General features: G+C 71.9%; 20 protein-coding genes and 1 pseudogene. 14 read left to right on the top strand and 7 right to left on the bottom strand.

All coding sequences use genetic code 11. From position 1 onward, the window contains the following. The first annotated feature begins 33 nt into the window (after positions 1 to 33). The 4 genes from N8N77_RS12370 to N8N77_RS12355 all read left to right on the top strand — a co-directional run bounded on the left by N8N77_RS12370 (position 34) and on the right by N8N77_RS12355 (position 5,832). A complete protein-coding gene (locus N8N77_RS12370) occupies positions 34 to 1,371 on the top strand; it encodes a glutamine synthetase family protein (protein ID WP_261167181.1) in 1,338 nt (445 codons plus the stop codon). 34 nt (positions 1,372 to 1,405) lie between these two features. Beyond that, positions 1,406 to 4,402 carry a bifunctional [glutamine synthetase] adenylyltransferase/[glutamine synthetase]-adenylyl-L-tyrosine phosphorylase gene (locus N8N77_RS12365; protein ID WP_261167180.1) on the top strand — a complete coding sequence of 999 codons (2,997 nt, stop codon included), beginning with the start codon at positions 1,406 to 1,408 and terminating at the stop codon, positions 4,400 to 4,402. Between the two features lie 121 nt (positions 4,403 to 4,523). Continuing rightward, the gene (locus N8N77_RS12360) at positions 4,524 to 5,369 is read left to right on the top strand and encodes a cytochrome c oxidase assembly protein (protein WP_261167179.1); all 846 of its coding nucleotides are present in this window, start codon (positions 4,524 to 4,526) and stop codon (positions 5,367 to 5,369) included. Beyond that, positions 5,362 to 5,832: a DUF2243 domain-containing protein gene (locus N8N77_RS12355; RefSeq protein ID WP_261167178.1), complete on the top strand. Its 471-nt coding sequence runs from the start codon at positions 5,362 to 5,364 to the stop codon at positions 5,830 to 5,832. The genes N8N77_RS12360 and N8N77_RS12355 overlap by 8 nt, the downstream gene beginning before the upstream one ends. 128 nt (positions 5,833 to 5,960) lie before the next feature. Here the strand turns inward: N8N77_RS12355 and glnA are convergent, their stop codons facing one another. Next, a complete protein-coding gene (glnA, locus tag N8N77_RS12350; RefSeq protein ID WP_261167177.1) occupies positions 5,961 to 7,385 on the bottom strand; it encodes a type I glutamate--ammonia ligase in 1,425 nt (474 codons plus the stop codon). A 189-nt stretch (positions 7,386 to 7,574) separates the two neighbouring features. Between glnA and N8N77_RS12345 the strand changes: the two genes are divergently transcribed. Beyond that, on the top strand, positions 7,575 to 7,973 hold the full coding sequence (locus N8N77_RS12345) for an RDD family protein (protein ID WP_261167176.1): 399 nt from the start codon (positions 7,575 to 7,577) through the stop codon (positions 7,971 to 7,973). 102 nt (positions 7,974 to 8,075) lie between these two features. Here the strand turns inward: N8N77_RS12345 and N8N77_RS12340 are convergent, their stop codons facing one another. Next, on the bottom strand, positions 8,076 to 8,783 hold the full coding sequence (locus N8N77_RS12340) for a DUF4191 domain-containing protein (RefSeq protein WP_261167175.1): 708 nt from the start codon (positions 8,781 to 8,783) through the stop codon (positions 8,076 to 8,078). Positions 8,784 to 8,916: 133 nt separating this feature from the next. Here N8N77_RS12340 and N8N77_RS12335 point away from each other — a divergent pair, with 133 nt between their 5' ends. After that, positions 8,917 to 10,479, top strand: coding sequence for a hypothetical protein (locus N8N77_RS12335; RefSeq protein WP_261167174.1), 1,563 nt, complete (start codon positions 8,917 to 8,919; stop codon positions 10,477 to 10,479). A 36-nt stretch (positions 10,480 to 10,515) separates the two neighbouring features. Here the strand turns inward: N8N77_RS12335 and sucB are convergent. The 3 genes and pseudogenes from sucB to N8N77_RS12320 form a co-directional block, all read right to left on the bottom strand. After that, a pseudogene (gene sucB / locus N8N77_RS12330) lies at positions 10,516 to 12,654 on the bottom strand (2-oxoglutarate dehydrogenase, E2 component, dihydrolipoamide succinyltransferase). A gap of 97 nt (positions 12,655 to 12,751) precedes the next feature. Continuing rightward, positions 12,752 to 14,125: a dihydrolipoyl dehydrogenase gene (gene lpdA / locus N8N77_RS12325; RefSeq protein WP_261167173.1), complete on the bottom strand. Its 1,374-nt coding sequence runs from the start codon at positions 14,123 to 14,125 to the stop codon at positions 12,752 to 12,754. 28 nt (positions 14,126 to 14,153) lie between these two features. After that, a complete protein-coding gene (locus N8N77_RS12320) occupies positions 14,154 to 15,641 on the bottom strand; it encodes a leucyl aminopeptidase (RefSeq protein WP_261167172.1) in 1,488 nt (495 codons plus the stop codon). Positions 15,642 to 15,774: 133 nt separating this feature from the next. Here N8N77_RS12320 and N8N77_RS12315 point away from each other — a divergent pair, with 133 nt between their 5' ends. The 6 genes from N8N77_RS12315 (at position 15,775) to N8N77_RS12290 (ending at position 22,026) form a co-directional block, all read left to right on the top strand. Next, positions 15,775 to 16,713, top strand: a complete 939-nt coding sequence (locus tag N8N77_RS12315; RefSeq protein WP_261167171.1) for a proteasome assembly chaperone family protein — start codon at positions 15,775 to 15,777, stop codon at positions 16,711 to 16,713. A 151-nt stretch (positions 16,714 to 16,864) separates the two neighbouring features. After that, the gene (locus tag N8N77_RS12310; RefSeq protein WP_261167170.1) at positions 16,865 to 18,229 is read left to right on the top strand and encodes an RNA polymerase sigma factor; all 1,365 of its coding nucleotides are present in this window, start codon (positions 16,865 to 16,867) and stop codon (positions 18,227 to 18,229) included. Next, positions 18,226 to 18,957 carry a coenzyme F420-0:L-glutamate ligase gene (locus N8N77_RS12305; protein ID WP_261167169.1) on the top strand — a complete coding sequence of 244 codons (732 nt, stop codon included), beginning with the start codon at positions 18,226 to 18,228 and terminating at the stop codon, positions 18,955 to 18,957. Before N8N77_RS12310 ends, N8N77_RS12305 begins: the two co-directional genes overlap by 4 nt. After that, complete coding sequence (locus N8N77_RS12300) at positions 18,945 to 19,970, top strand: sugar-transfer associated ATP-grasp domain-containing protein (protein WP_261167168.1); 1,026 nt, start codon at positions 18,945 to 18,947, stop codon at positions 19,968 to 19,970. Before N8N77_RS12305 ends, N8N77_RS12300 begins: the two co-directional genes overlap by 13 nt. Next, on the top strand, positions 19,967 to 20,938 hold the full coding sequence (locus N8N77_RS12295) for an alanine racemase (protein ID WP_261167167.1): 972 nt from the start codon (positions 19,967 to 19,969) through the stop codon (positions 20,936 to 20,938). The genes N8N77_RS12300 and N8N77_RS12295 overlap by 4 nt, the downstream gene beginning before the upstream one ends. After that, entirely contained in the window at positions 20,935 to 22,026 is a 1,092-nt protein-coding gene (locus N8N77_RS12290; RefSeq protein ID WP_261167166.1) for an alanine racemase, read from the top strand. The genes N8N77_RS12295 and N8N77_RS12290 overlap by 4 nt, the downstream gene beginning before the upstream one ends. Before the next feature lie 66 nt (positions 22,027 to 22,092). Here the strand turns inward: N8N77_RS12290 and N8N77_RS12285 are convergent, their stop codons facing one another. Next, positions 22,093 to 22,308, bottom strand: a complete 216-nt coding sequence (locus N8N77_RS12285) for a hypothetical protein (RefSeq protein WP_261167165.1) — start codon at positions 22,306 to 22,308, stop codon at positions 22,093 to 22,095. 192 nt (positions 22,309 to 22,500) lie between these two features. On the opposite strand from N8N77_RS12285, the gene N8N77_RS12280 reads away from it, so the two are divergent. Together N8N77_RS12280 and N8N77_RS12275 are read left to right on the top strand one after the other, a co-directional pair. Then, complete coding sequence (locus tag N8N77_RS12280) at positions 22,501 to 24,579, top strand: type IIA DNA topoisomerase subunit B (RefSeq protein ID WP_396652840.1); 2,079 nt, start codon at positions 22,501 to 22,503, stop codon at positions 24,577 to 24,579. A 125-nt stretch (positions 24,580 to 24,704) separates the two neighbouring features. Continuing rightward, positions 24,705 to 24,914 carry a methyltransferase gene (locus N8N77_RS12275; RefSeq protein WP_261167164.1) on the top strand — a complete coding sequence of 70 codons (210 nt, stop codon included), beginning with the start codon at positions 24,705 to 24,707 and terminating at the stop codon, positions 24,912 to 24,914. Positions 24,915 to 24,950: 36 nt separating this feature from the next. Here N8N77_RS12275 and N8N77_RS12270 read toward each other — a convergent pair whose 3' ends face one another. Continuing rightward, positions 24,951 to 25,136: a hypothetical protein gene (locus tag N8N77_RS12270; protein ID WP_396652839.1), complete on the bottom strand. Its 186-nt coding sequence runs from the start codon at positions 25,134 to 25,136 to the stop codon at positions 24,951 to 24,953. Positions 25,137 to 25,315: the final 179 nt, after the last annotated feature.

The raw sequence follows: 25,315 nt of genomic DNA, 5'->3' as shown, positions 1-25,315 counted from the left end.
AAGCTCCGGCGTCACCCCTTCGGAGAGGATTCGATGGACAAGCAGATGGACTTCGTCCTGCGCACGATCGAGGAGCGCGGCGTCAAGTTCGTGCGACTGTGGTTCACCGACGTCATCGGCACGCTCAAGTCGCTCGCGATCGCCCCCGCCGAGGTGGAGGGGGCCTTCACCGAGGGAATCGGCTTCGACGGCTCGGTGATCGAGGGCCTGACGCGCTCGCACGAGTCGGATCTGCTGGCGTATCCCGACGCCTCGACCTTCCAGATCCTGCCGTGGCGCGGCACGGTCGACCCCACCGCCGCCATGTTCTGCGACCTGACGATGCCGGACGGGCAGCCGGCCGTCGCCGATCCGCGCAACGTTCTCAAGCGCACGCTCGCGAAGGCCGCCGAGGCGGGGTTCAGCTTCTACACCCACCCCGAGATCGAGTTCTACCTGCTGAAGACGCGCACCTTCGGCACCGACGGGCCCGAGCCGGTGGACCACGCCGGCTACTTCGACAACGTGCCGGGCGGCACGGCGCACGACTTCCGCCGCAGCTCGGTGCGCATGCTCGAGGACCTCGGCATCTCGGTCGAGTACAGCCACCACGAGGGCGGGCCGGGGCAGAACGAGATCGACCTGCGCTACGCCGACGCGCTCGCGATGGCCGACAACATCATGACCTTCCGCACGGTCGTGAAGGAGGTCGCGATCGAGCAGGGCGTGCACGCCACGTTCATGCCGAAGCCGTTCGCCGAGCACCCCGGATCGGGCATGCACACGCACATGTCGCTGTTCGAGGGCGACGTCAACGCGTTCTACGAGGAGGGCGCGGAATACCAGCTGTCGAAGGTCGGCCGCCAGTTCGTCGCGGGCCTGCTCGCGCACGCGCGCGAGATCTCGGCGGTGACGAACCAGTTCGTGAACTCCTACAAGCGCCTGTGGGGCGGCGACGAGGCGCCCAGCTACGTGACGTGGGGTCACAACAACCGCTCGGCGCTCGTGCGCGTGCCGCGCTACAAGCCGGGCAAGAGCAGCTCGGCGCGCGTGGAGCACCGCGGTATCGATTCCGCCGCCAACCCCTACCTCGCGTACGCGCTGATGCTCGCGGCGGGCCTGAAGGGCATCGAGGACGAGTACGAGCTGCCCGCCGAGGCGGCGGAGAACGTGTGGGCGCTCAGCGACGCCGAGCGACGCGCGCTGGGCTACCGGGCGCTGCCGCAGACCCTCGACGAGGCCGTCGCGGCGATGGAGGACAGCGAGCTCGTCGCCGAGACCCTGGGCGAGCAGGTGTTCAGCTACGTGCTGGCGAACAAGCGGCGCGAGTTCGAGCAGTACCGTTCGCAGATCACGCCCTTCGAGCTGCGTCACCACCTCGACATCGTCTGACCGACGCGTCGCTGAGGATCACCGGAACGCGCGCATGAGTTCGGTCAGCCGGGCGGCCACCCGCACCGGGCTGGTGCGCCTCGGCTTCGCGCGCATCGACGAGGCCGAGGACCGGATCGCCGAGCTCGCCGAGGCCACCGGCCTGGAGCGCGTGGTGCTGCTGGGAGGCGCCGAGGGCGCCGCCGATCCGGACGAGGCGCTCACGGGGCTCGTCCTCATCGCGCGGCGACGCGCCGACGCCGTCACCGACGTGCTGCGGGACGAACGCGCCCGCGGCACGGCCTGGCGGCTGCTCGGAGCGTCGCGCGGATTCGGCGAGTTCTACCTGCGGCGACCCGAACACCTGGCGGCGCTGCACACCGCGGGGAGCCGGTTGCCGAGCGCCGAGGAGATGCGTCGCGAGGTGCTCGACGCGGTCGGTGCGTCCGGCGGCTTCGCGCAGACGTGCGACGAGTCGGCCTGGGCGGCCCTGCGGGCGGCGTATCGCTCGCAGCTGGCCCGCGTGGCCGCCTTCGACCTGCTCTCGTCGCAGCCCGTCGACGTCCTGCCCGACGTCGCGGCCGCGCTCTCGGATCTGGCCGGGGCGGCGCTGGAGGCGTCGCTCGCCGTCGCACGCACACGCGTCGCGACCGGCACGGGGGGCGCCGGTCTCTTTCCCCGCGAGGAGGTGGCGGACACCCGGCTCGCGATCATCGGCATGGGCAAGGCGGGCGCCCGCGAGCTGAACTACGTCAGCGACGTCGACGTCATCTTCGTCGCCGGAGCGCGTGAGGGATCCGACCTGGCCGAGAGCCGGGCGATCGACATCGCGACCCGCCTCGCGGTGCAGACGATGCGCGGGATCTCGGGCTTCGAGGCCGAACCGCCGCTGTGGGAGGTGGACGCGAACCTGCGGCCCGAGGGCAAGAAGGGCGCGCTCGTGCGCACGCTGGAATCGCACGTGGCGTACTACGCGCGGTGGGCGCAGAGCTGGGAGTTCCAGGCCCTGCTGAAGGCCCGGCCGCTCGCGGGCGACGCGGCGCTGGGCGACGACTACATCGCGGCGGTGCGACCGGCGGTGTGGGAGAGCGCGGCGCGCGAGAACTTCGTCGACGGCGTGCAGCGCATGCGCGAGCGGGTCACCGAGCACATCCCCGCGGAGGACGTGCCCTATCAGCTCAAGCTCGGGCCGGGAGGCCTGCGCGACATCGAGTTCGCCGTGCAGCTGCTGCAGCTCGTGCACGGACGCACAGACGACGCGGTCCGCCAGCGCGGCACGCTGGAGGCGTTGGCGGCGCTGGCCGACGGCGGCTACATCGGCCGTGCCGACGCCGCCGCCTTCGACGATCACTACCGGCGGTTGCGTCTCATGGAGCACCGGCTGCAGCTGCAGGGCCTGAGCCGAACCCACCTCGTGCCGCGCGACGACGACGGCCTTCGGGTGCTCGCGCGGGCGACCGGCCTGGCGCCCACCGGGTCGGACCTGCGCCGCGCGTGGGAGCGCCTCAAGCGTGAGGTGCGAGACATCCACCTGCGCATCTTCTACCGCCCGCTGCTGTCGGCCGTCGCGGCGCTGCCAAGCGATGAGGCCCAGCTGACGCCGCAGCGGGCGCACGACCGGCTTGCCGCCATCGGCTTCCGCGACCCGGGCGGCGCGCTGCGCCACATCGAGGCGCTCACGAGCGGCATCAGCCGCAAGGCCACCATCACGCGCCACCTCATGCCCGTCATGCTGCGCCGCTTCGCCGAGGGCGTCGATCCGGACTACGGACTGATCGCGTTCCGCCGCATCAGCGAGCGGCTGGGCGGTTCGCCGTGGTTCCTGCGCATGCTGCGCGACTCGGCGGGCGCCGCCGACGCCCTGGCCAAGCTGCTCTCCGGCTCGCGGTATGTGGGCGAGCTGATGGAGTGGATCCCCGAATCGGTGGCGTGGCTCGACGACGAGGAGCAGCTGCGCCCGCGCGGCGGCTCGCTGCTGGCGGAGGAGGCGCGGGCGATCCAGTCGCGCCACGCCACGATGCACGACGCCATGCGGGCGGTGCGCGCGCTGCGGCGCCGCGAGCTGCTGCGTGCGGCGATGGCGTCGATCCTGGGCACCGTCACGATCACCGAGCTCTCGGCCGCGCTGACCACCATCACCGAGGTCACGATCCAGGCCGCCCTGCGCGCGATCCGCCGCGAGGTGGTGCCCCCCGAGGACGACGCGCTCGATTTCGCCGTGGTCGGCATGGGGCGCTTCGGTGGCGCCGAGATCGGCTTCGGCTCCGATGCCGACGTGCTCTACGTGTACCGGCCCGAGGGCGTCGACCCCCAGCGGGCGCAGCGCCACGCCGAGCGGATCGTCGCCGAGCTGCGCCGGCAATCGGAGGATCACCGGCTGCCGCTCGAGCTCGACGCGGGACTGCGCCCGGAGGGCAGGAACGGGCCGATCGTGCGCTCGCTCGACGCGTACCGCGAGTACTACCGCCGGTGGTCGCTCTCGTGGGAGGCTCAGGCCCTGCTGCGAGCGCGGGGGATCGCGGGGTCGGCGAAGCTGATCGACGCGTTCCTCGAGATGGCCGACGAGGTGCGCTACCCGCGGGAGCTGGACCCGCAGGATGTGCGAGAGATCCGCCGCATCAAGGCCAGGGTCGAGAGCGAGCGCCTGCCGCAGGGCGCCGACCCGCGCCGTCACCTCAAGCTCGGCCCTGGTGGCCTGAGCGACGTGGAGTGGCTCGTCCAGGTGCTGCAACTACAGCACGCGCACGAGGTGCCGGCGCTGCGCACGACCTCGACGCTCGACGCCCTCGTCGCCGCCGTGGACGCGGGCCTCCTGCCGGTCGATCCCGCGCGGCGGCTGGGGGAGGCGTGGCGCCTCGCCTCGCGGCTGCGCTCGGCGAACACGCTCCTCACGGGACGCACGAGCGACGTCTTGCCGAGCGACCGTCGCGACCTGGACGGCATCGGCCGCATCCTCGAGTACCCGGCCCATTCGGCCACGGAGGTGGAGGAGGACTGGATGCGCACGTCCCGGCGCGCCCGGCGCGCGTTCGAGACGCTCTTCTACGGCTGACCGGCCGCCGGCGCGGCGCCCCGCATCGCAGCCGCCGGCGCCCGCGTCAACCCTCTGACGCCGCCAGCGCCTCGGCGCGTACGGTTCACGGAACGGACCGGATCGTCAGGGGGGAGCCCACGTGCCCGTCGAGGTCGCTGCTCACGTTCACTCGGGGCACGGCGGCATCCCCGTCGAGGCCTTCCTGCTGCTCCCGTTCGCCGTCGCGGCGATCGCGTACCTGGCCTCCGCGATCCGCGAGCAGCGCACCGGACGCGGCTGGCAGATGTGGCGGACAGCGATATGGATGGCCGGACTGGTGGCCGCAGCCCTCGGGTTCGCGGGCCCCCTCGCCGCCGCTGCCCACGGCGGGTTCGTCGCGCACGTCGGCGTGCACGTGCTCGTCGGCATGATCGCGCCGCTGCTGCTCGTGTACGGAGCGCCCGCGACGCTGGCGCTGCGCACGCTCGCCACGGTCCCCGCCCGCCGCCTGAGCCGGCTGCTCCGCAGCCCGCTCGCCCGCTTTCTGACGCACCCGGTCGTGGCGGCCCTGCTCAACGTGGGCGGCCTGTGGGTGATCCATCTCACGCCCCTGCACGGGATGATGATGCAGGATCCCTTCCTGCACCTGCTCGTGACCGCGCATTTCCTCATCGCCGGTTACCTGTTCACGACGGCGCTGGTGTCGGTGGATCCGAACCCCCATCGCGCAGGTCTGGCCCTGAGGGCGACGGTTCTCGTGCTGTCGCTCGCCGCGCACGGAGTGCTCGCCAAGCTGCTCTTCGTGAACCCGCCCGCCGGCGTCCCCGCCGCTCAGGCGCGCGATGGCGCCCTGCTCATGTTCTACGGCGGCGACGCGGTCGATCTCGTGCTCATGGTCCTCCTGTGCGCCGAGTGGTATCGGCGCAGCGGGCGGCGGCTCGACAGCGTCGGTGCGACCGTCGAGGTCGCCGAGCCGGCGGCGGCGAGCGGAGAGCGCCGTGGCTGAGCGGGTGCTGCGGGTCGTTCGTCGCCGTGAGTACGCGGCGGCCGTCCTTCTCGGTGTCGCGGTGGTCGCCGCTCTCGACGAGATCGTGTTCCACCAGATCCTGCGCTGGCACCACTTCTACGACCTCTCGACGCCCGCGTTCGGGCTGGTGTCCGACGGGCTGCTGCACGCGGGTCAGCTGTTCTGCGCGGCCGCGGGCTTCTTCCTCATGCTCGATGCGCGCCGCCGCGGCGGCTTCCGCCACGACGCCGCGTGGGCCGGCTTCCTCGTCGGGACGGGGGCCTTCCAGCTGTGGGACGGCACGGTCAACCACAAGCTCCTCCGCCTGCACCAGATCCGCTACGACGTCGAGATCCTCCCGTACGACGTGGCCTGGCTCGTCGTCGCCGTCGCGCTCCTCGCGGTGGGGATCGCGCTCACCGTCGCCTGCTCGCGACGGCCCAGCGCCATCGCCGCGAGCTGACCGACGGCCCCCACCCGGGGCGCGAACCGCCGCACCGCCGTCGCTCGCGAACCTTCCGCGAGGACGGCAAAGGCCCGGCCCCCGCGATGACTCGCGAGGACCGGGCCGGGTGCGGGCCTGCGGGGAGGTCAGACGCCGTAGTACAGCTCGAACTCGAAGGGGTGCGGACGCTGCTGCATCGGCAGGATCTCGTTCTCGTACTTGTACTCGATCCACGTGTCGATCAGCTCGTCCGTGAACACGCCGCCGGCGGTCAGGAACTCGCGGTCCTTGTCGAGCGCCTCGAGCGAGTCGAGCAGCGAGTTCGGCACCTGGGGGATGCCCTTGGCCTCCTCGGCCGGCAGCTCGTACAGGTCCTTGTCGATCGGCTCGTGCGGCTCGATGCGGTTCTTGATGCCGTCGATGCCGGCCATCAGCTGCGCCGCGAACGCGAGGTACGGGTTGCCCGACGAGTCGGGGGCGCGGAACTCGATGCGCTTCGCCTTGGGGTTCGATCCCGTGATCGGGATGCGAATGGCCGCCGAGCGGTTGCCGGCCGAGTAGACGAGGTTGACCGGCGCCTCGAAGCCCTTGACCAGGCGGTGGTAGCTGTTCAGCGTGGGGTTCGTGAACGCGAGGACCGCGTGGGCGTGCTTGAGCAGACCGCCGATGTACCAGCGGGCGACGTCCGAGAGCTGCGCGTAGCCCTTCTCGTCGTAGAACAGCGGCTTGCCGTCGGCCCAGAGCGACTGGTGCGTGTGCATGCCCGAGCCGTTGTCGCCGAACAGCGGCTTCGGCATGAACGTGGCGGTCTTGCCCCACTGCTCGGCCGTGTTCTTGACGATGTACTTGAACTTCAGGATGTCGTCCGCGGCGTGGACCATCGTGTCGAACTTGTAGTTGATCTCCGCCTGGCCCGCGGTGCCGACCTCGTGGTGCGAGCGCTCGACCTCGAGCCCGACCTCGATGAGCTTCAGCACGATGTCGTCGCGGATGTCGGCCTGCTTGTCCACCGGCGAGACGGGGAAGTAGCCGCCCTTGTACGGGGTCTTGTTGCCGAGGTTGCCGCCCTCCTCCTCGCGGCCCGAGTTCCACGCGGCCTCCTCGGAGTCGACCGAGTAGAAGCTCTTGCCGGAGGAGACCTCGTAGCGCACGTCGTCGAAGATGAAGAACTCGGCCTCGGGCGCGAAGAAGGCGGTGTCGGCGATGCCCGTGGACGCGAGGTACTTCTCGGCCTTCTTGGCGACCTGACGCGGGTCCTTCGAGTAGATCTCGCCGTTGCGCGGGTTGTAGATGTCGAAGACCATGATCAGCGTCTTCGCCTCGCGGAAGGGGTCGACGTACGCGGTGGTGACGTCGGGGATGAGCTGCATGTCCGACTCGTTGATGTTCGCGAAGCCGCGAATCGAGGAGCCATCGAAGAGCTGTCCGACCGTGAAGAACTCTTCGTCGACGGTCGAAGCCGGGATGTTGAAGTGCTGCTGGACACCGGGGAGGTCCGTGAAACGGATGTCGAGGAACTTGACGTCCTCGTCCTTGATGAACTTGAGCACCTCGGAGGAATCGTTGAACATTGAGGCTCCAGGTTGGGGATCTTCGGGTCGGACACCCTCCACGGGTGACCCCTCGACGCTATCCGCGGGGCATTGCTCGAGGGTGTCCCGAATGTTTCCGCGATGTTACGCCGGCTCGCGAGCATCCGGAAACGCGTGGTGGGCCCGGTCGTCGGCGGGCGCTCAGCGGCCGGACCGTAGGCTGGTGGGGTGACCGACACGCAGGCCGACAGCGACTATCCGGGCAGGGATCTGGGACTGCCGCGCACGGGGACCGGGAGCCTCGGATCGCTGGGCAGGAGGATCGGCGGCCTCGCGATCGACTGGGCGGCCGCGTATGTGATCGCGGCGACGTTCTTCGCGTCGGAGGCCCTCGCGATCCACCTGACCTTCATGGTCATCCACATCGTCTTCATCCCGACCATCGGCGGCAGCCCCGGTCACCGCATCTTCGGCCTGCGGGTGCAGCGCGCAGCGGGCGGCTGGGCGGGACCGTGGCGGCCCGCGGTGCGCACGCTCCTGCTCGGCCTCGTGGTCCCCGCCGTGATCTGGCAGGACGGGCGGGGACTGCACGACGTCATCGCCGGCACGGTGCTCGTCCGGTCGTAGGCCGCGCCCAGGCACCGGCTGGCTCGGACGGAACGGCCCCCACGCAACGACAAGGGCCGCCCATCCGCGACGGGGCCTGGCCCTGCAGCCGGGGGCGGGTCGTCAGCGCGGGCGCGGCGCGCGGACCCGCGTGGGGTCGATGCCCTTGGGGATCGGAAGCGACGACATCCCGCTGCCCAGCGACTCGAGTCGCTGCACGACCGCACCCATGGTGGCGCGATCGATCGCCTTCGGAAGTGCCTTGATCGTCTTGGCGAGGTCCTTGATGGGGATCTCGCCCTCGCCGTGGCCCACGTAGAACTCGTGCAGCGGCACGCCGTGCGCGGCGCGCGCGGCCTTCATGCGCTCGTCGCGAAAGAGCTTCTTCAGGCGGCCGCGCGAGCCCTCGCCGACCAGCACGATGCCGCCCCGGCCCACGGCACGGTACACGGCCTCCTGCGTCTTCGGGTTGACGCCGACGGGCATCTCGCTCGCGCGCCAGCGGCGACCGAGCATCGTCGACAGCACGTGACCGGCCGCGCCGGGCATGCCGTCGATGCGCCGGTACATGACGACCGTCGAGAGCCGGGTCATGAGGATCATCGACCCCAGCACCCCGAGCATGAGGCCGAAGATCGGCCACAGGATGAAGCCCCAGATGTCGGGCTGCACGAGGAATGCCAGCAGCACGCCGAGGCCGACGCCGGCGAGGACGATGCCGGCCAGCGCCCACGGCAGCCACGCGAACACCTCGCGCGTGAACGTGAAGAGCTGCCTGAGCTGAGAGATGAATCCCGGGCGCTTCTCCGCCTCGGTACCGCGTGCTGCCATACCCTCCAGCCTACCGAGTGCCCGCCGTGCGCACGTGCGCCTCGGTCCGCTCACAGCGTGCGCGAAGCACCGAGACCTCCACGGAGCGTGCCGCGCCGGGCGCCGTCCTCGCCTCGCGACGCAGGCTGGTCCCATGACAGGGGAGCGCACGGACGACGCCGGGGAGGAGCGCGGCGAGCTTCTCGGTGGGGCGTATCGCACGATTCGGCGTCTCGTGCCCGGGGAGTCGCCGCTTCCGGGCGAGCTTGTTGCGGTGGGAGACGAGAGCGTCGTGCTCGTCGACGTCGCCGAGCTCGACGGCTGGCCGGGATGGGCGCACGGGGAATCGCAGCATGTCCTCGGCGTGCGCGACGTCGCGCGGCGTCGCGGCGGGCACGACGCGGTGCTCTCCTGGTGCGTGAGGCGCCTCGACGTCTCGCTTCGCGCCGCGCCCCCGCTCTCCGGTGGTGGGGCGGTCACCCTCGCCGTCAGCCTGATGCGTGGCGTGGGCGAGGCTCGGCGCTCCTCGCGCGGCGCCCCGGTGCGCGGCGCGTGGTGGCTCGTGTCCGACGGGCGCCCCGCGTTCGTCCCGACGGACGGACTGCGGAGCGCGGCGTCCCGGCCGGCCCTCGACGGGATGGGTGAGTGCGCGTCATCGGCGGCACGGATCCTCACCGAGGTGGGGGCGGGCGTCGACGACCGGGTGGTGCGCAAGCTGCTCGACGAGGCCTGCGCGCTGCTCGAGGCCGCCGACGTGTCGGTGGAGGCCGTCGAGGCGCTGGAGGAGCGCCTTTTCGAGGCCCGCGCCCCGCAGCCGCTCGAGCGCCTGCTCGCGCCACCCGAGCCCCGCGACGGCGCTCCCGCTCCCGCCCCGCCGGCGCGCGCGAGCGAACGCCGCACGAGGCGCGAGCTTCGCACGGCGCGCGCCGCGCGCGGTCGTCCGCGGCGCGACGGCGGGCGGCGACCCGGCGCGGTAAATGGTGCAGCGCGGACGCGCATCGACCTGCGGGAGACGATCGACGCGGCGCTGTCCGGGCGGGTGGCCGAGAGCGCAGCGGCCTTCCTCCTGAGCGTGCGTGGACGACTGCGCGCCGTGCGGGACGCCCGCGGGGCGCCGTTCCTCCTGGGCGGCGTGGCGGCGGCGGCCGTGATCGCCGGCGGGTTGATGTGGCCGAGCGGCGAGGATCACGCCGCCGCCGAGCCGGGTGCGGGGACCGCCCGTTCCGCGCACGCCGCGGCGGGCGCGCGCGGGGAGGCCGAGCGGCGGCCGGGCGGCGCCGCAACGGACGAGGCGGCGACGAACGAGGAGACGGCATCAACCGCCGGGGCGGCGGTGAGACCGGGCGATGACGCGGCGCGGAACCGGGGCGAGGCCGGCGCTGCGGAATCGGCCGAGGACCCCGTCGCGGCCGCGCAGCGGCTCCTCGACGGGTTGGCGGTGTGTCGCGCGGCGGGGGACGAAACGTGCGGCGCCGTGCGCCCCGTCGGCGCGCCCCCGCTGCGCCTGAACGACGACGCGGCCGTGTGGCTGCCGGCCGACGCTCGCAGCGTGGTGTTGCTCGACGACTTCGGCGATCTCGCGGTGCTGCGGGTGCAGGCGTCGGACGGGGCCGGTGCGCCGCAGTCGGTGGTGATCGAGCGCGCGTCGGCCGACGAGCGCTGGACCGTGCGAGACGTGCACTCTCCAACGCCCGGGACGACCGAGGGGGACGGATGACGCGAGGTCACCCGTCCCCCTCGGGGAGCGATCGGATCAGATGCCGAGGTCGCCCGCGAAGTCCGCCGCCTCCAGGCGCGTCTTGACGGCCGACAGGTAGCGAGCTGCGTCGGCGCCGTCGATCGTGCGGTGGTCGTACGAGAGCGCGAGGTAGACGTACGAGCGGATGCCGATCGCCTCGACGCCGCCGTCGGTCTTGACGACGCCGGGCCGCTTGAACACGATGCCGGTGCCGAGGATGGCCGACTGCGGGAGGAAGACGACGGGCGTGTCGAACAGCGCGCCACGCGAACCGGTGTTGGTCAGCGTGAACGTGCCGCCGGCGAGCTCGTCCGGCTTCAGCTTGTTGTCGCGCGTCCGCGCGGCGAGGTCGGCGATCTCGTGCGCGAGCTGCGCGAGGCTCTTCTCGCTCGCGTCGCGGACGACCGGCGTGAGCAGGCCGCGCTCCGTGTCAACGGCGATCGAGAGGTTCTCCGACGGCGGGTACACGATGTTCTCGCCGTCGAGCGTCGAGTTGATGATCGGGTACGCACGCAGCGCCTCGGCCGCCGCGAGGGCGAAGAAGGGCAGGAACGACAGCTTGTCGCCGGTCTTGGCCTGGAAGTCCGCCTTGACCTGGTCTCGGAACGCCGCGAGCTTCGTCACATCGACCTCGACGACCGTCGTGAGCTGCGCCGTCGACGTCATGGACTCCACGGCGCGCTTCGCGAGCACCTTGCGCAGACGCGACATCGGCTGCGTGGTGCCACGCAGCGGCGAGTCCTCGAGCGTCTCGGCCGGAGCGGGCGCCGGCGTGGCCGGCGTGGCGGCGGGGGCCGGGGCGGCCTTCGCGGCCTCGGCAGCCTTGAGCACGTCCTCCTTGCGGATGCGACCGCCCACGCCCGTGCCCTTCACCGTGGCAAGGTCCACGCCCTGCTGGGCGGCGAGGCGGCGCACGAGCGGCGTGACATACACCTTCTCGTCGTCCGTCGGCAGCGAGAGCTTCGGCGCGGCCGGCTCGGCCGGAGCCTTGGGCTGCTCGGCCGGCGCGGGCTGCGACGGAGCGGCCTGCGCGGGCTGCGACGGAGCGGCCGGAGCCGGCTGCTCGGCCTGCGGGGCCGGCGCGGGCTGCTCGGCCTGGGGAGCGGGGGCGGGCTGCTCGGCCTGTGCCGGGGCGGCGGGGCCGGGGCGGCCTGCGCGGCCGGGGCGCCGGAGCCGACGCGGGCCAGGACGGCGCCGACCTCGACGGTCTCGTCCTCGGCGGCGAGGATCTCGGTGATCGTGCCGGCGACGGGCGAGGGGACCCGGTGTCGACCTTGTCGGTGGAGATCTCGAGCAGGGGCTCGTCGACCTCGATGGTGTCGCCGACCTGCTTGAGCCAGCGGGTGACCGTGCCCTCGGTGACCGACTCGCCCAGCTCGGGCAGCACGATGTCGGTCGCCCGCCCGACGCCGCGGGCGCGTCCGCGGCCGGCTGCTCGGCCTGTGCCGGCGCGGGCTGCTCGGCCTGGGGAGCGGGGGCGGGCTGCTCGGCCTGTGCCGGGGCGGCGGGGGCCGGGGCGGCCTTCGCGGCCGGGGCGCCGGAGCCGACGCGGGCCAGGACGGCGCCGACCTCGACGGTCTCGTCCTCGGCGGCGAGGATCTCGGTGATCGTGCCGGCGACGGGCGAGGGGACCTCGGTGTCGACCTTGTCGGTGGAGATCTCGAGCAGGGGCTCGTCGACCTCGATGGTGTCGCCGACCTGCTTGAGCCAGCGGGTGACGGTGCCCTCGGTGACCGACTCGCCCAGCTCGGGCAGCACGATGTCGGTCGCCTCGCCCGACGCCGCGGGAGCCGGCGCGGACTCCGCACCGGGGGAGTCGGCGGCGGGCACGGTGGAGGCCTCGACGGCCGGGGCGGGGGCGGACCCGGCGCCCGGCGCGGCCCCGGCGGGCCCCTCGGGCGCGGCCGACGAGCCGCTGCCGTCACCGATCTTGGCCAGGACGGCGCCCACCTCGACGGTGTCGTCCTCCTGGAAGAGGATCTCCTCGATCACGCCGCTCACGGGCGACGGGATCTCCGTGTCGACCTTGTCGGTCGAGACCTCGAGCAGGGCCTCATCCGCCTGCACGGTATCGCCCACCTGCTTCAGCCAGCGGGTGATGGTGCCCTCGGTAACGCTCTCTCCGAGCGCGGGGAGGACTACGGGAGTGCTCATGTCGAAGTCTCCTTCGTATCTGTCGGTGACATGCCTAGCTTAGTGATCCGTCCTCAAGGTGCGGCATTCGCGCGCGGCGACGGGGCGGATCGGGGAATCAGAGAGTGTGAAGCGGCTTGCCCGCGAGGGCGAGGAACGCCTCGCCCAGGGCCTCGCTCTGCGTGGGGTGCGCGTGGATGAGGGGCGCGATGTCCTCGGGATGGGCGTCCCAGGCGACGGCGAGCTGGCCCTCCGTGATGAGCTCGCTCACGCGGTCGCCCACGAGATGGACGCCCACGACGGGCCCGTCGACGCGCCGGACGATCTTGACGAGACCGCGCGTGCCGAGGATCTCGCTGCGCGCGTTCGCCGCGAGGTCGAGCTCCGCCACGGCGATGCCCTCCGCTCCGTACCGCTCCTCCGCGGCGGCCTGCGTGAGGCCGACGGAGGCCAGCTCGGGGCTCGAGTACGTGACGCGGGGGATGAGCCGCTCGTCGATCGGAGCGGGCTCCAGGCCGGCGATCCGCTCGGCCACGAAGATGCCCTGCTGGAAGCCGCGGTGCGCCAGCTGCAGGCCCGGGGTGATGTCGCCCACCGCCCACACGCCGGGAACGTTCGTGCGCAGGTGTTCGTCGACCGACACGAACCCGCGGTCCAGGGCGATGCCGGCCTCCTCCAGGCCCAGCCCCGAGGTCGACGGCCCGCGGCCGACGGCCACGAGCAGGACATCGCCGTCGAGCGTCTCCCCGCCCTCGAGCGTCACGGTGACGCCGTCGCCGGACTCGACCGCCGACGCCACGCGAGCACCGAGTCGCGAAACGATCCCGCGGCGGCGGAAGGCGCGCTCGAGCGCCGTGCTCAGAGCGATGTCCTCGCTCGGGACGAGGTGCTCCAGTCCCTCGAGGATCGTGACGTCGGCGCCCAGCGAGCGCCATGCGCTGGCGAACTCGACGCCGATCACACCGCCGCCGAGGACGATCGCCCGCGCGGGGACGCGATCGAGCGCCAGCGCGCCCTCGCTTGTCAGGATGCGTTCGCCCAGTTCGATGCCCGGGATGAGGCGGCTGTACGAGCCGGTCGCGAGCACGAGATCCGTGCCGCGGTAAAGGTCGTCTCCCACCGCGACCGCGCGATCGGCGGTGAGCTCACCGGAGCCGGAGACGACGGTGATGCCGCGCCGCCCGATCAGTCCCTCGAGGCCCTTCGTCTTCTTGTCGACGATGGAGTGCCGGTGCGCGAGCATCGCCTCCCCGTCGACGCCGTCGAGCGTCGCCGAGATGCCGGAGGTGCCGGCCGAGCGCACCGTGTCGGCGATCTCGGCGGCGTGGAGAAGGGCCTTGGTCGGGATGCAGCCACGGTGCAGGCAGGTCCCGCCCAGGCGGTCGCGCTCGATGAGCGCCACCTGCTTGCCCAGCTCGGCCGCCCGCAGTGCCGCGGCGTAGCCGCCGCTGCCGCCGCCCAGCACGACGACGTCGAATGCGTGCTCGGTCATGCGGTCTCCGTCCGACGGATGGCGAGGGTCACAGCAGCTCGCCGCCCGCCGCGACGAAGTCGATGAGGGTGCGCACCGTCGCGCCGGTGGGGCCCTTGTCGGTGTAGCCGTAGGCGCTTCCCGCCGACATGGCCGAGCCGGCGATGTCGAGGTGCACCCAGGGGATGCGCGGTGCGTCCTCGCCCTCGCCGACGCGACCGACGAAACGCTGCAGGAACAGCCCGGCGAACAGCGACCCGGCCTCGCGGTTGCCCACGTCGGCGTTCTGCATGTCGGCGATGCGCGAATCGAGGCGCTCGTTCAGGTACTCGGGCAGCGGCAGCGCCCACACCGGCTCACCGGTGCGGTCGGAGGCGCGAAGGAACGCGTCGACGGTCTCCTGATCGCCCATGACGCCGGTGTACCGCGTGCCCAGCCCGATGATGATCGCGCCCGTCAGGGTGGCCACGTCGACGATCACATCGGGCTTCTCCCGGCTGGCGGCCACGAGACCGTCGGCCAGCACGAGGCGCCCCTCGGCGTCCGTGTTGGTCACCTCGACCGTCTGGCCGTCGAGCATGCGCAGCACATCGCCGGGGCGGATGGCGCGACCCGACGGCATGTTGTCGGCGAGGCACATCCATCCTGTCACGCGCACGGGCAGCTCGCGCTGCGCGGCGGCCCGGACGGCGGCGAGGACCTCGGCGGCGCCCGTCATGTCCTCGTTCATCCCCACCATCGAGGCCGCGGGCTTGAGGGAGAGACCGCCGGTGTCGAAGGTGATGCCCTTTCCGACGAGCGCGACGTGTCGTTGCGCGCGCTCCGGCGCCCACTCCAGCCGCACGAGGCGCGGCGGGCGATCCGACCCCTTGCCGACGCCGAGGATGCCGCCGAAGCCACCCTCCTCGAGCGCCGCCTCGTCGTAGACCGTCACGTCGACGCCGAGGCCCTCGACGGCCGCGACCGCCGATTCGGCCAGCTGCGCCGGGCTCTGCCACTCGGCCGGCGTCGACACGAGGTCCTTGACCAGTGCCACGGCCTCCGCGCCGGCGCGGACCGCGGCGAGGTCGGCGTCCGTCGTGCCCTCCGGGGCGTGCACGATGATGCGGGACGCGCGGCGCTTCTGCGCCGCCTTCTCCGGATCCCGCGTCTTGTACGCGTCGAATCGGTACGCGCCGAGCACGGCACCCTCGGCGGCGGCGAGCCACGCGCCCTCCGCGTCCGACAGGACGGCGACCGCGACCGTGTCGAAGCCCGTGAGCTGGCGTGCGCCGGCCCCCACGGACTGCCGGATCGTCTCGAGGTCCGGAGAGGTGCCCAGGCCCACCACGGCAAGGGGCTTCGCCACGAGCTCCGGCACGTACGCGCGGGCGTAGCTGCGCGCCGCGCCCGTGAAGCCGACCGCCTCGAGAGCCGCCGCGAGACCGGCGAACGCGCCCAGCTCGGCCTCTTCCAGAGACGGGATCGCGAGGATCAGCGCGTCGGCGTCATCGGACGGGAAGGGGGCGTGCGTCAGCGAGAGCTCGGGATGGGCCATGCGCTCCATCCTAGGTACGCGCCCGTCACCGAGAACGCCGCCGTCGGGCACGGCGTTTTCGCCGCTGGCGTAAGCGGCGCCCCGCGCGCGCGAGGGCGGCGACGTGGACGCGCCCGCCTCGTAGCATGGGTGCATGCCCCCGTTCGGTCCGCTGTTCGAGAGAGTCGCCAACGCCCCGGTGGTTCCCGCCGGGTTGCCGATGGTGGTGCTCATGACGGGCTTCACCGATGCGGGCGGCACGGTTTCGGGCGTCATCGAGTACGTGCGCGAGGAGTTGGACCCCCGCCCGCTCGTGCAGTTCTCCAACGACGCGCTGCTGGACTACCGGGCGCGTCGGCCGATCGTCACCTTCGATCAGGATCACCTCACCGATTACCGCCCGCAGCGGCTGGAGCTGTCGCTCGTGCGCGACGCGCTCGGGCAGCCCTTCCTCGTGCTCGCGGGCTACGAACCGGACTTCGGCTGGGACGCCTTCGCGACCGCGGTGCTCGATCTGTCCGAGGAGTTCGAGGTCTCGTCCGTCACGTGGGTGCACGCGATCGCGATGCCGGTGCCGCACACGCGCACGCTGGGCGTGACGGTGAGCGGGACCCGTGGCGACCTCATCGAAGCCCACTCCATCTGGCGCCCGCACACGCAGGTGCCGGCCACGGTGGGGCACCTGCTGGAGATCCGGCTGAGCGAGGCCGGTGCCACCGTCACGGGCTTCGTACTGCTCGTGCCGCACTACCTGGCCGACACCGACTATCCCGGAGCGACGGCGGCAGCGCTCGAGAAGCTGATGTCGTCCACCGGCCTGGTCTTCGCGCTCGACGACCTGCGCGAGGACGACCGCGACTACGTGGAGCGGGTGGAGGAGCAGATCTCGGCGAACGAGGAGCTGCAGCGGATGGTGCGCGGCCTCGAGGACCGCTACGACGCGTACGCGGCCCGGCTCGCGAGCGGCACGGCGCCCTCCGGTACCGGAACGTTCGACGAGGCGGCCCTGCCGAGCGCCGACGAACTGGCCGCGGAGCTCGAGCGCTACCTCGCCTCGCGTCCGTCCGACGATGACAAGGGCGCCTCGTCCTGACGCACGGGGAATGATCGCTAGGGGCTGCGGGTTATAATGTCAAGACGGACCCGTTGTCGAGAGGCGCTCATCGCCCACTTGACAAGGGTCCTACTAGTGCCCGAAAACATCCGGGGGCGTCGCGCACAGCGCCGCCGGTGAAAGGCGAGACGTGACCACTGCCACGAAGACCCCGCGCAAGAGCGCGGCGAAGACCACGGCGAAGGCGAGCGAGGAGGTCGTCGTCGACGAGACGACCGAAGCCGCCGAGGCCGCTCCGAAGAAGGCGCCCGCGAAGCGCGCCGCCAAGAAGACCACCGCGGCGAAGGCGCCGGCGAAGAAGACCGCCGCCAAGAAGACCGCGAAGAAGGATGAGTCCGAGGTCGTCGAGGACGACGTCGAGCTCGACGACGACATCGCCGAGGACGCGGATGTCGCCGACGACGCGGACGTCGCCAGCCCGGACACGGAGGCTGTTCCTGCCGTCGCCGAGGGCGAGGCGGACGAGACCGAGGACGAGACGCCCGCCAAGGCGACGACCGAGCCGCTTCCCACGGGCGCGATCGTCATCTCGCAGGCCGACGAGGAGGAGGTGCCGGTCTACTCCACGCAGATCACCGGCGCCACCGCCGACCCGGTCAAGGACTACCTCAAGCAGATCGGCAAGGTCCCGCTGCTGAACGCCGCGGAGGAGGTCGACCTCGCCATGCGGATCGAGGCCGGCCTGTTCGCCGAGGAGAAGCTGTCGAAGATGTCGGCGGCCGAGAAGTCGAGCCAGCTGGGGCTCGACCTGCAGTGGGTGGCCCGCGACGGCCAGCGCGCCAAGAGTCACCTGCTCGGCGCCAACCTGCGCCTCGTCGTGTCGCTCGCCAAGCGCTACACCGGCCGTGGCATGCAGTTCCTGGACCTGATCCAGGAGGGCAACCTCGGTCTGATCCGTGCGGTCGAGAAGTTCGACTACACCAAGGGCTTCAAGTTCTCGACCTACGCGACGTGGTGGATCCGCCAGGCCATCACCCGCGCCATGGCCGACCAGGCGCGCACCATCCGCATTCCGGTGCACATGGTCGAGGTCATCAACAAGCTCGCGCGCGTGCAGCGTCAGATGCTGCAGGACCTGGGCCGGGAGCCCACGCCCGAGGAGCTGTCGAAGGAACTCGACATGACGCCCGAGAAGGTCGTCGAGGTGCAGAAGTACGGCCGCGAGCCGATCTCGCTGCACACCCCGCTCGGCGAGGACGGCGACAGCGAGTTCGGTGACCTGATCGAGGACACCGAGGCGGTCGTGCCGGCCGACGCGGTGGGCTTCACGATGCTGCAGCGCCAGCTGGAGAGCCTGCTCGACTCGCTGTCGGAGCGTGAGGCCGGCGTGATCCGGATGCGCTTCGGTCTGGGCGACGGCCAGCCGAAGACCCTCGACCAGATCGGCGACACGTTCGGCGTCACGCGCGAGCGTATCCGCCAGATCGAGTCGAAGACGATGGCGAAGCTGCGTCACCCGAGCCGCTCGCAGTCGCTGCGGGACTATCTCGAGTGAGTGCGGCCGCCAACGAGGGCAAGGCTCTCGAGGCCGTCGTCGACGGCGTCACGTATCAGCGCATCCCCCTCAGGACCCGGGTCATCATGCCCGGGGACGAGCTCGACGAGGTCATCGCGACGTACGCGGCAGACCACGTGCGCGATGGCGACATCCTCTTCGTGACGGAGAAGATCGTCGCCATCATGCAGGGCCGTTCGTATCAGATGAGCGAGATCCAGGCGCGCCCGCTCGCGCGGTTCCTTTCGCGGTACGTCACCAAGACGGCGTATGGCATCGGCCTGGGGATCCCCGAGACCATGGAGTTCGCGCTGCGCGAGGTCGGCACGCCGCGCATCCTGTTCGCGGCCGCCGTCTCGGCCGTGACGAAGCTCTTCGGCCGCAGCGGCGACTTCTACCGCATCGCCGGTGACAAGGCGCGCGCCATCGACGGGCCGACGAGCGGCACGATCCCGCCGTACAACACCGCGGTGGTGCTGGGCCCGGAACGGCCGCGCGAGGTCGCCGCGCACGTCAAGTCGCTGCTGAAGGCCGACGCGCAGGTCGCGGTGGTCGACATCAACGATCTGGGAGGCAACATCCTGGGCTCCACGCTCGGTCGCGACGGTGAGAGGCTGCTCGTCCGGATCCTGAAGGACAACCCGCTCGGCCAGGGACACCAGTCGACGCCGCTCGGCATCATCCGCGCGGTGACGGAAGGGGAGGGGACCGGCGGATGGCGCGCCTGAACTTCGACGTGGCGAGCCGCGTGCGCTTCGTGCTCGGCCGCGCGAGGCGGATCGACGTCGGGTCGGTCGTGCGCCGCGCGCGCCTGGCGGCGTCGCAGCACGACCGTTTTGCCCCGGCCGTGCTCGCCGACATGCTCTGGAGCGCCGCGTTCCGCGACACGGCCTTCAACGACTACTTCGAGCTCGACTTCGCGATGCTCACGCGCGAGGAGCGCCGCACGTTCATGACGTCGCCGCTGTCGAACCACATCGCGACGAAGTACGACCGGCCGGACAAGCGCGACCTGTTCCTCGACAAGATCGCATTCAACCGCGCGTTCGGCCCCTACCTCGGGCGCGAGTGGATCGACCTTCGTGAGGTCGGCCCCGAGGGCCTGGAGGACTTCGGGCGCCGCCACGAGCTGATCATCGGCAAGTTCCCGACCGGCCAGGCCGGCAACGGCGTGGAGCGCTACGTCACCGCCGACGTCGAGGACTGGCGCGCCTTCCACGATCGCCTCGTCGCCAAGGGACAGATCCTCGTCGAGGAGAACATCCGCCAGCATCCCGCGCTGGCGGAGGTGTGCCCCGGCACCGTCAACACCACGCGGGTGAACGCCTTCTTCGACGGCGAGCGCACGCACATCCTCTCGTGGGCGCAGAAGTTCGGGCGCGGCGAGGTGAGCGATCAGCCGATCTCGGGCGGCTTCTACACGATGCTCGACGACAACGGACGCTCGTACGGCGACGGGCACACGGGCAAGAACACCAACCGCTTCCCCACGCATCCGGACTCGGGCGCGTCCATCGCGCAGTTCCAGCTGCCGATGGTGGAGGAGCTTCGCGCGCTCGTCGCCAAGGTCGGACGTGTCGTGCCCGAGGTGCCGTACGTGGGCTGGGACTTCGTCATCGGCGAGAACGGCCCGCTCGTGGTCGAGGGCAACTGGCTGCCCGGCATCTACGAGCACAAGCCGTCGGTCACCGGCATCCGCACGGGCACGCGTCCTCGCTTCGAGGCGGTCATCGGGCGGTGAAGCGTCAGCCCGAGATGACGGCCCCGGCGTTCCGAGAGATCGAGATCGACCTCGCGCAGCTCGCGGCCAACGTGGATGGCCTGCGCCGCGCCCAGGCCCGCGACCTCGTCGTCGACGTGGGGGCGGACGCGTGGGGTCACGGCCTCGCGGTCGTCGTCCCGGCGCTCGTCGCGTTGGGCGTGGATCGGCTTGCGGTGCCGCGGCTCGACGAGGCGGCGCGAGTGCGTGCCCTCAGCGCATCCGCCCAGATCATCACCACCCAGCACGCGGCCGACGAGAGCTTCCGAGCCGCCGCCGAGCTCGGGGTGACGCCGCTCGTACGACGCCCGGACGAGGTGGAGAGGGCCCTGGCCGCGGGCGTCGGGGGAGTCTTTCTCGCCGAGGAGACGGGCGGCGGGCTGCCGGGCCTGACCTCCTCGCAGATCGACGAGGCGATCGCGGCGGCGGCGCGACAGGGAGCCGCGGCGCACCTCGCCTCCACGCTGTCGGTGGTCGGCGCCGAGGTGTTCGGTGTGAGCGAGCGCGAGACGGATGAGATCGGCGAGCAACGGCCCGTGCTGCGGCTGTGGGCGCCCATCGCGGCCACCAAGCGCGTCCGCGCAGACGAGGGGGTCAGCTACGGCTACACCTACCGCACACGGGCGGACACGGTTCTCGCGCTGGTCACGCTCGGCTACGCCGACGGGCTCGACCGCGCCGCGGGCAACCGGGTCGCCGCGGCCGTCGCGCCGACACCGGGCGGCCGCCCCCGCACCATCGCGGGACGGGTGGCCATGGACGCCTTCATGCTTGACCTCGGCGACGCGCCGGCGCCGCCGCTGGGCACGCCGGTCACCGTGCTCGGCGATCCACGCCGCGGCGAGCCGGACGCCTTCGCCCACGCGCGGGCCCTCGGCACGCACAGCGCCGAGGTCGTGACCCGCCTCTCGGCTCGGCCGCGGCGACGCGCGACGGGGAGCGATCGATGAGCGCGCTGGTGGAGGCCGTCGTCGACCTCGATGCCCTCGGGCACAACATCGACGCGCTTCGCGCCCGGGTGGCGCCGGCCGAGCTCATGGTCGTCGTGAAGGCCGACGCGTACGGGCACGGGCGGCTTCCGGTGGCCCTGCAGGCCGCGCGCAGGGGCATCCGCTGGATCGGGGCGCTCGACCTCGACACGGCGCTGACGCTGCGCGCCGGGGGCGTCGGCCCCGACACGGGCGTGCTGGCGTGGCTGTACCCGCCCGGCGAGGACTTCGAGCGCGCCATCACCGCCCGCGTCGACCTCGGAGTGTCGAGCGTGAGCGAGATGGACGCGATCGCGCGCGCGGCGGCCGAGGCCCGCGACCGCCCGGGATTCGTCGCGCCCCGGCTGCATCTCAAGCTCGACACGGGCCTGCATCGCAACGGCGCCACGGCCGACGACTGGCCGGCACTGGTGGCGGCGGCCGTCGCGGCCGAGCGCCGGGGTCTCGTGCGGACGCACGCCGTGTGGACGCACATCGCCGAGGCATCCGAGGAGGAGGACACCCTCTCCCTCGAGCGGTTCCTCGCCGGCGTCGCCGCCGCCCGCGCGCTGGGCGCCACCGTCGCGGTGCGGCACCTGGCAGCCAGCAGCGCCGGGTTCCGCCGGGAGGACGTGCGGCTCGATCTGGTGCGCATGGGAGGCCACTGCTGGGGCATCCCGTCCTTCGACGGCGTGACGCCCGCGCAGATGGGACTCGTGCCGGTGATGACGCTGCGCGCCCAGGTGCTCGGCGTGCGTCGCGACCGGGACCGCGCCCTGGCCTTCGTGAGCGCGGGCTACGGCGACGGCGTGCCGCGGTCGGTCGCCGGGAAGGCGTCGGTCGCGCTGGGCGGCACGCAGCACCCGATCGTCGCCGTGGAGCGGGACCACCTGGTCGTCGACGTCACGGGTCGCGAGCCGGAGGTCGGCGAGGCCGCCGTGCTCTTCGGCACGGGCGCCGAGGGGGAGCAGACCGTGCGCGAATGGGGCGACCTGAGCGGCACCCTCGGCGACGAGATCACGACGCGGATCGCGTCGCGCGTGCCGCGACGGTACATCGGCGGATCCTGACGGACACGCAAGAGGGGCCGGGCAATCCGCCCGGCCCCTCTTTTCAGCTCAGGAGCGCGCCTTGCGTCAGCGCGCCTCAGCCTGAAGTCGCTCGGTCTCGTCGTGCCAGCTCGTGGCGACGGCGCGCAGCTTCTCCTCGTACTTGCGGCCGTGGTGTGCGCAGAACAGCAGTTCGCTGCCATTGACCTCAGCGGCGATGTACGCCTGAGCGCCGCACGAGTCGCAGCGGTCGGCCGCCGTGAGGCGGTGGAGGCCAGGAGCTTCAGCGGTTGCGGTTGTCATGGTCTGCCTCCTCGTTTCGTCCTGCACCGATGATCGATGCCTCACATATAACCACGCGGCGCTGTGGATCCTGCCCGAACGCCGGCATGTTTCGCTCTGCGCGTACGCCGGGCGCTCGCACCCGCCCGCACCGGGCCCGCGTGGGGAGTGTCGGCGAGGTGGGAGGGCCGAGCGCGGATAGCATCGAAGATTGTGACAGCCGAGTACTCCGCCCACCATCTGCAGGTCCTGGAAGGGCTGGAGGCCGTCCGCAAGCGCCCCGGCATGTACATCGGGTCGAACGGCTCCCAGGGCCTGATGCACTGCCTCTGGGAGATCATCGACAACTCCGTCGACGAGGCGGTGGCGGGCAACGGCAACCGTATCGACGTGCTGCTGCACGCGGACGGCAGCGTCGAGGTGCGCGACCGTGGCCGCGGTGTGCCCGTCGACGTCGAGCCGCGCACGGGCCTCACGGGCGTCGAGGTGGTCTACACCAAGCTGCACGCAGGCGGCAAGTTCGGCGGCGGCTCCTACGCCGCCTCGGGCGGTCTGCACGGCGTGGGCGCCTCGGTCGTGAACGCCCTCAGCGAGCGTCTCGACGTCGAGGTGGACCGCGGCGGGAAGACCTACGCCATGTCGTTCCACCGCGGTGAGCCCGGGATCTTCGCCGACACGGGCGAGAAGCGCCCGGATGCGCCGTTCACGCCGTTCGAGCAGTCGAGCGAGCTGCGTGTGATCGGCAAGGTCGCCAAGGGCGTCACCGGCACGCGCGTGCGCTACTGGGCCGATCGCCAGATCTTCGCCAAGGACGCGGCGTTCCAGCTCGACGACCTCATGACCAGGGCACGCCAGACGGCGTTCCTCGTGCCGGGTCTCGAGATCGCCATCCGCGACGAGCGCGGCGACGAGCCCGTCGACACGTCGTTCAAGTACGACGGCGGCATCGCCGAGTTCGTCGACTTCCTCGCGACCGACGCGCCCGTGACCGACACGTGGCGGCTCGAGGGGGCGGGCACGTTCACCGAGACGGTGCCGATGCTCCAGGCCGACGGCTCGATGCGCTCCACCGAGGTGGAGCGCGAGTGCCGCGTCGACATCGCGCTGCGCTGGGGCACCGGCTACGACACGACGATCCGATCCTTCGTGAACATCATCGCCACGCCGAAGGGCGGCACCCACCAGCAGGGCTTCGAGCAGGAACTGCTCAAGCAGCTGCGCGCCGAGGTGGAGAAGAACGCGCGGCGGCTGAAGGTGGGCAACGACAAGCTCGAGAAGGACGACGTCCTCGCCGGCATGACGGCGGTGCTCACCGTCGAGCTGCCCGAACCGCAGTTCGAGGGGCAGACGAAGGAGGTGCTCGGCACCCCCGCCGCCCGCCAGATCGTCGCCAAGGTGGTCCGGGAGGCGCTGAAGCAGCGGTTCGCCTCGCCGAAACGAGACGACAAGAGCCAGGTCTCGATGCTGCTCGACAAGGTCGTCGCCGAGATGAAGGCGCGCATCTCCGCCCGCACCCACAAGGAGACGCAGCGGCGCAAGAACGCGCTCGAATCGTCGACGCTTCCCACCAAGCTCGTGGACTGCCGCACCAAGGAGGTCGAGCGCAGCGAGCTGTTCATCGTCGAGGGCGACTCGGCGCTGGGCACGGCGCGCAAGGCGCGCGACAGCGAGTTCCAGGCCCTCCTGCCCATCCGCGGCAAGATCCTGAACGTGCAGAAGGCGTCGATCAGCGACATGCTCTCGAACGCCGAGTGCGCCTCCATCATCCAGGTGGTGGGCGCCGGCTCCGGGCGCACCTTCGACATCGACGCCGCCCGCTACGGCAAGATCATCATGATGAGCGACGCCGACGTGGACGGCGCGCACATCCGCACCCTGCTGCTGACCCTCTTCTATCGGTACATGCGCCCGCTCATCGAGCACGGCCGCGTGTTCGCCGCCGTGCCGCCGCTGCACCGCGTGATCGTCGTCAACCCCGGCTCCAAGCCGAACGAGACGATCTACACCTACAGCGAGCGCGAGTTGCACGCGCTGCTGGCGCGGCTCCGCAAGGCCGGCAAGCGCTGGCAGGAGCCGATCCAGCGCTACAAGGGCCTCGGCGAGATGGACGCGGATCAGCTGGCCGAGACGACCATGCAGAAGGACGGGCGCCTGTTGCGCCGGGTCCGTCTGGAGGACGCGGAGGCCGCCGGCCGCGTCTTCGAGATGCTCATGGGCAACGACGTCGCCCCGCGACGCGAGTTCATCGTGGACTCCGCCGACCGGCTCGACCGCGAGGCGATCGACGCCTGACGCGCGGCGCGGGCCGCGCTCGCGCGGCGGGGCGGACCTCATCGCGACCGGAGTGGACCGCCCGCGCGCGGCAGCGTAGCGTCGGGCGTGCGCGATCGACGAGGATCGCGCGGGAAGAGAGTCGCATGTCGATGACGCAGACGCGATCGCTGTGGGTGGCATACGGCAGGGCCGGTGCCGTCGGGTCGATCCGACGAGACGACGACGGGTTCGCCGTGACGATGGTGGGCGAGTCGGCGCCTATCGGCTCCTATCCGACGCTCGAGATCGCCAAGGGCGCCCTCTGCTCGCACCTGAAGCCGGGCAGCCCACGCCCCGAGTTCCGCCGCCACTGACCGGCGGCCCCGCCCGAGGGCGGGAGCGCGGCGCGATCAGACCAGGGTGCGGCCGATCGAGCCGATCACGGCCTCGAGGGGCTGGCCCGACGCGTCGCGTCGCGCGAGCGTCGGGGGCAGCTTGCGCACCGAGCCCTGGGCGTCGACGGCCAGTGCCGGGTCAGGACCCACCCACGCCAGGGTGAGCCGGTCCTCGCCCTTCAGGAAGGCGTGGGCTCGCACGCCGCCGGTGGCGCGTCCCTTCGCGGGGAACTCGGAGAAGTCGGTGATCTTCGCGCGCCACGTCGCGCCGCGCCATCGCGCCGGCGAGGAAGCGGGCATGCCCGCGGTGCGCGCGCAGCGGGATCGCCCCGAGCCCGTCGACGACGAACAGCACGGCCGATCGCGCCGCGGTCAGTCCC

It is taken from the genome of Microbacterium sp. Marseille-Q6965, from assembly GCF_946151065.1.
Taxonomy (GTDB): Bacteria; Actinomycetota; Actinomycetes; order Actinomycetales; family Microbacteriaceae; genus Microbacterium.
The sequence above is the reverse complement of the archived record's forward strand: the minus strand, read 5'-3'. Positions and strand labels throughout refer to the sequence as shown.

Excerpts from the sequence above, each read along its gene's own strand:
- N8N77_RS12370 (WP_261167181.1), top strand. The coding sequence starts at position 34 with ATGGACAAGCAGATGGACTTCGTCCTGCGCACGATCGAGGAGCGCGGC.
- N8N77_RS12365 (WP_261167180.1), top strand. The coding sequence starts at position 1,406 with ATGAGTTCGGTCAGCCGGGCGGCCACCCGCACCGGGCTGGTGCGCCTC.
- glnA (WP_261167177.1), bottom strand. The coding sequence starts at position 7,385 with ATGTTCAACGATTCCTCCGAGGTGCTCAAGTTCATCAAGGACGAGGAC.
- N8N77_RS12340 (WP_261167175.1), bottom strand. The coding sequence starts at position 8,783 with ATGGCAGCACGCGGTACCGAGGCGGAGAAGCGCCCGGGATTCATCTCT.
- N8N77_RS12335 (WP_261167174.1), top strand. The coding sequence starts at position 8,917 with ATGACAGGGGAGCGCACGGACGACGCCGGGGAGGAGCGCGGCGAGCTT.
- lpdA (WP_261167173.1), bottom strand. The coding sequence starts at position 14,125 with ATGACCGAGCACGCATTCGACGTCGTCGTGCTGGGCGGCGGCAGCGGC.
- N8N77_RS12320 (WP_261167172.1), bottom strand. The coding sequence starts at position 15,641 with ATGGCCCATCCCGAGCTCTCGCTGACGCACGCCCCCTTCCCGTCCGAT.
- N8N77_RS12315 (WP_261167171.1), top strand. The coding sequence starts at position 15,775 with ATGCCCCCGTTCGGTCCGCTGTTCGAGAGAGTCGCCAACGCCCCGGTG.
- N8N77_RS12300 (WP_261167168.1), top strand. The coding sequence starts at position 18,945 with ATGGCGCGCCTGAACTTCGACGTGGCGAGCCGCGTGCGCTTCGTGCTC.
- N8N77_RS12290 (WP_261167166.1), top strand. The coding sequence starts at position 20,935 with ATGAGCGCGCTGGTGGAGGCCGTCGTCGACCTCGATGCCCTCGGGCAC.
- N8N77_RS12285 (WP_261167165.1), bottom strand. The coding sequence starts at position 22,308 with ATGACAACCGCAACCGCTGAAGCTCCTGGCCTCCACCGCCTCACGGCG.
- N8N77_RS12275 (WP_261167164.1), top strand. The coding sequence starts at position 24,705 with ATGTCGATGACGCAGACGCGATCGCTGTGGGTGGCATACGGCAGGGCC.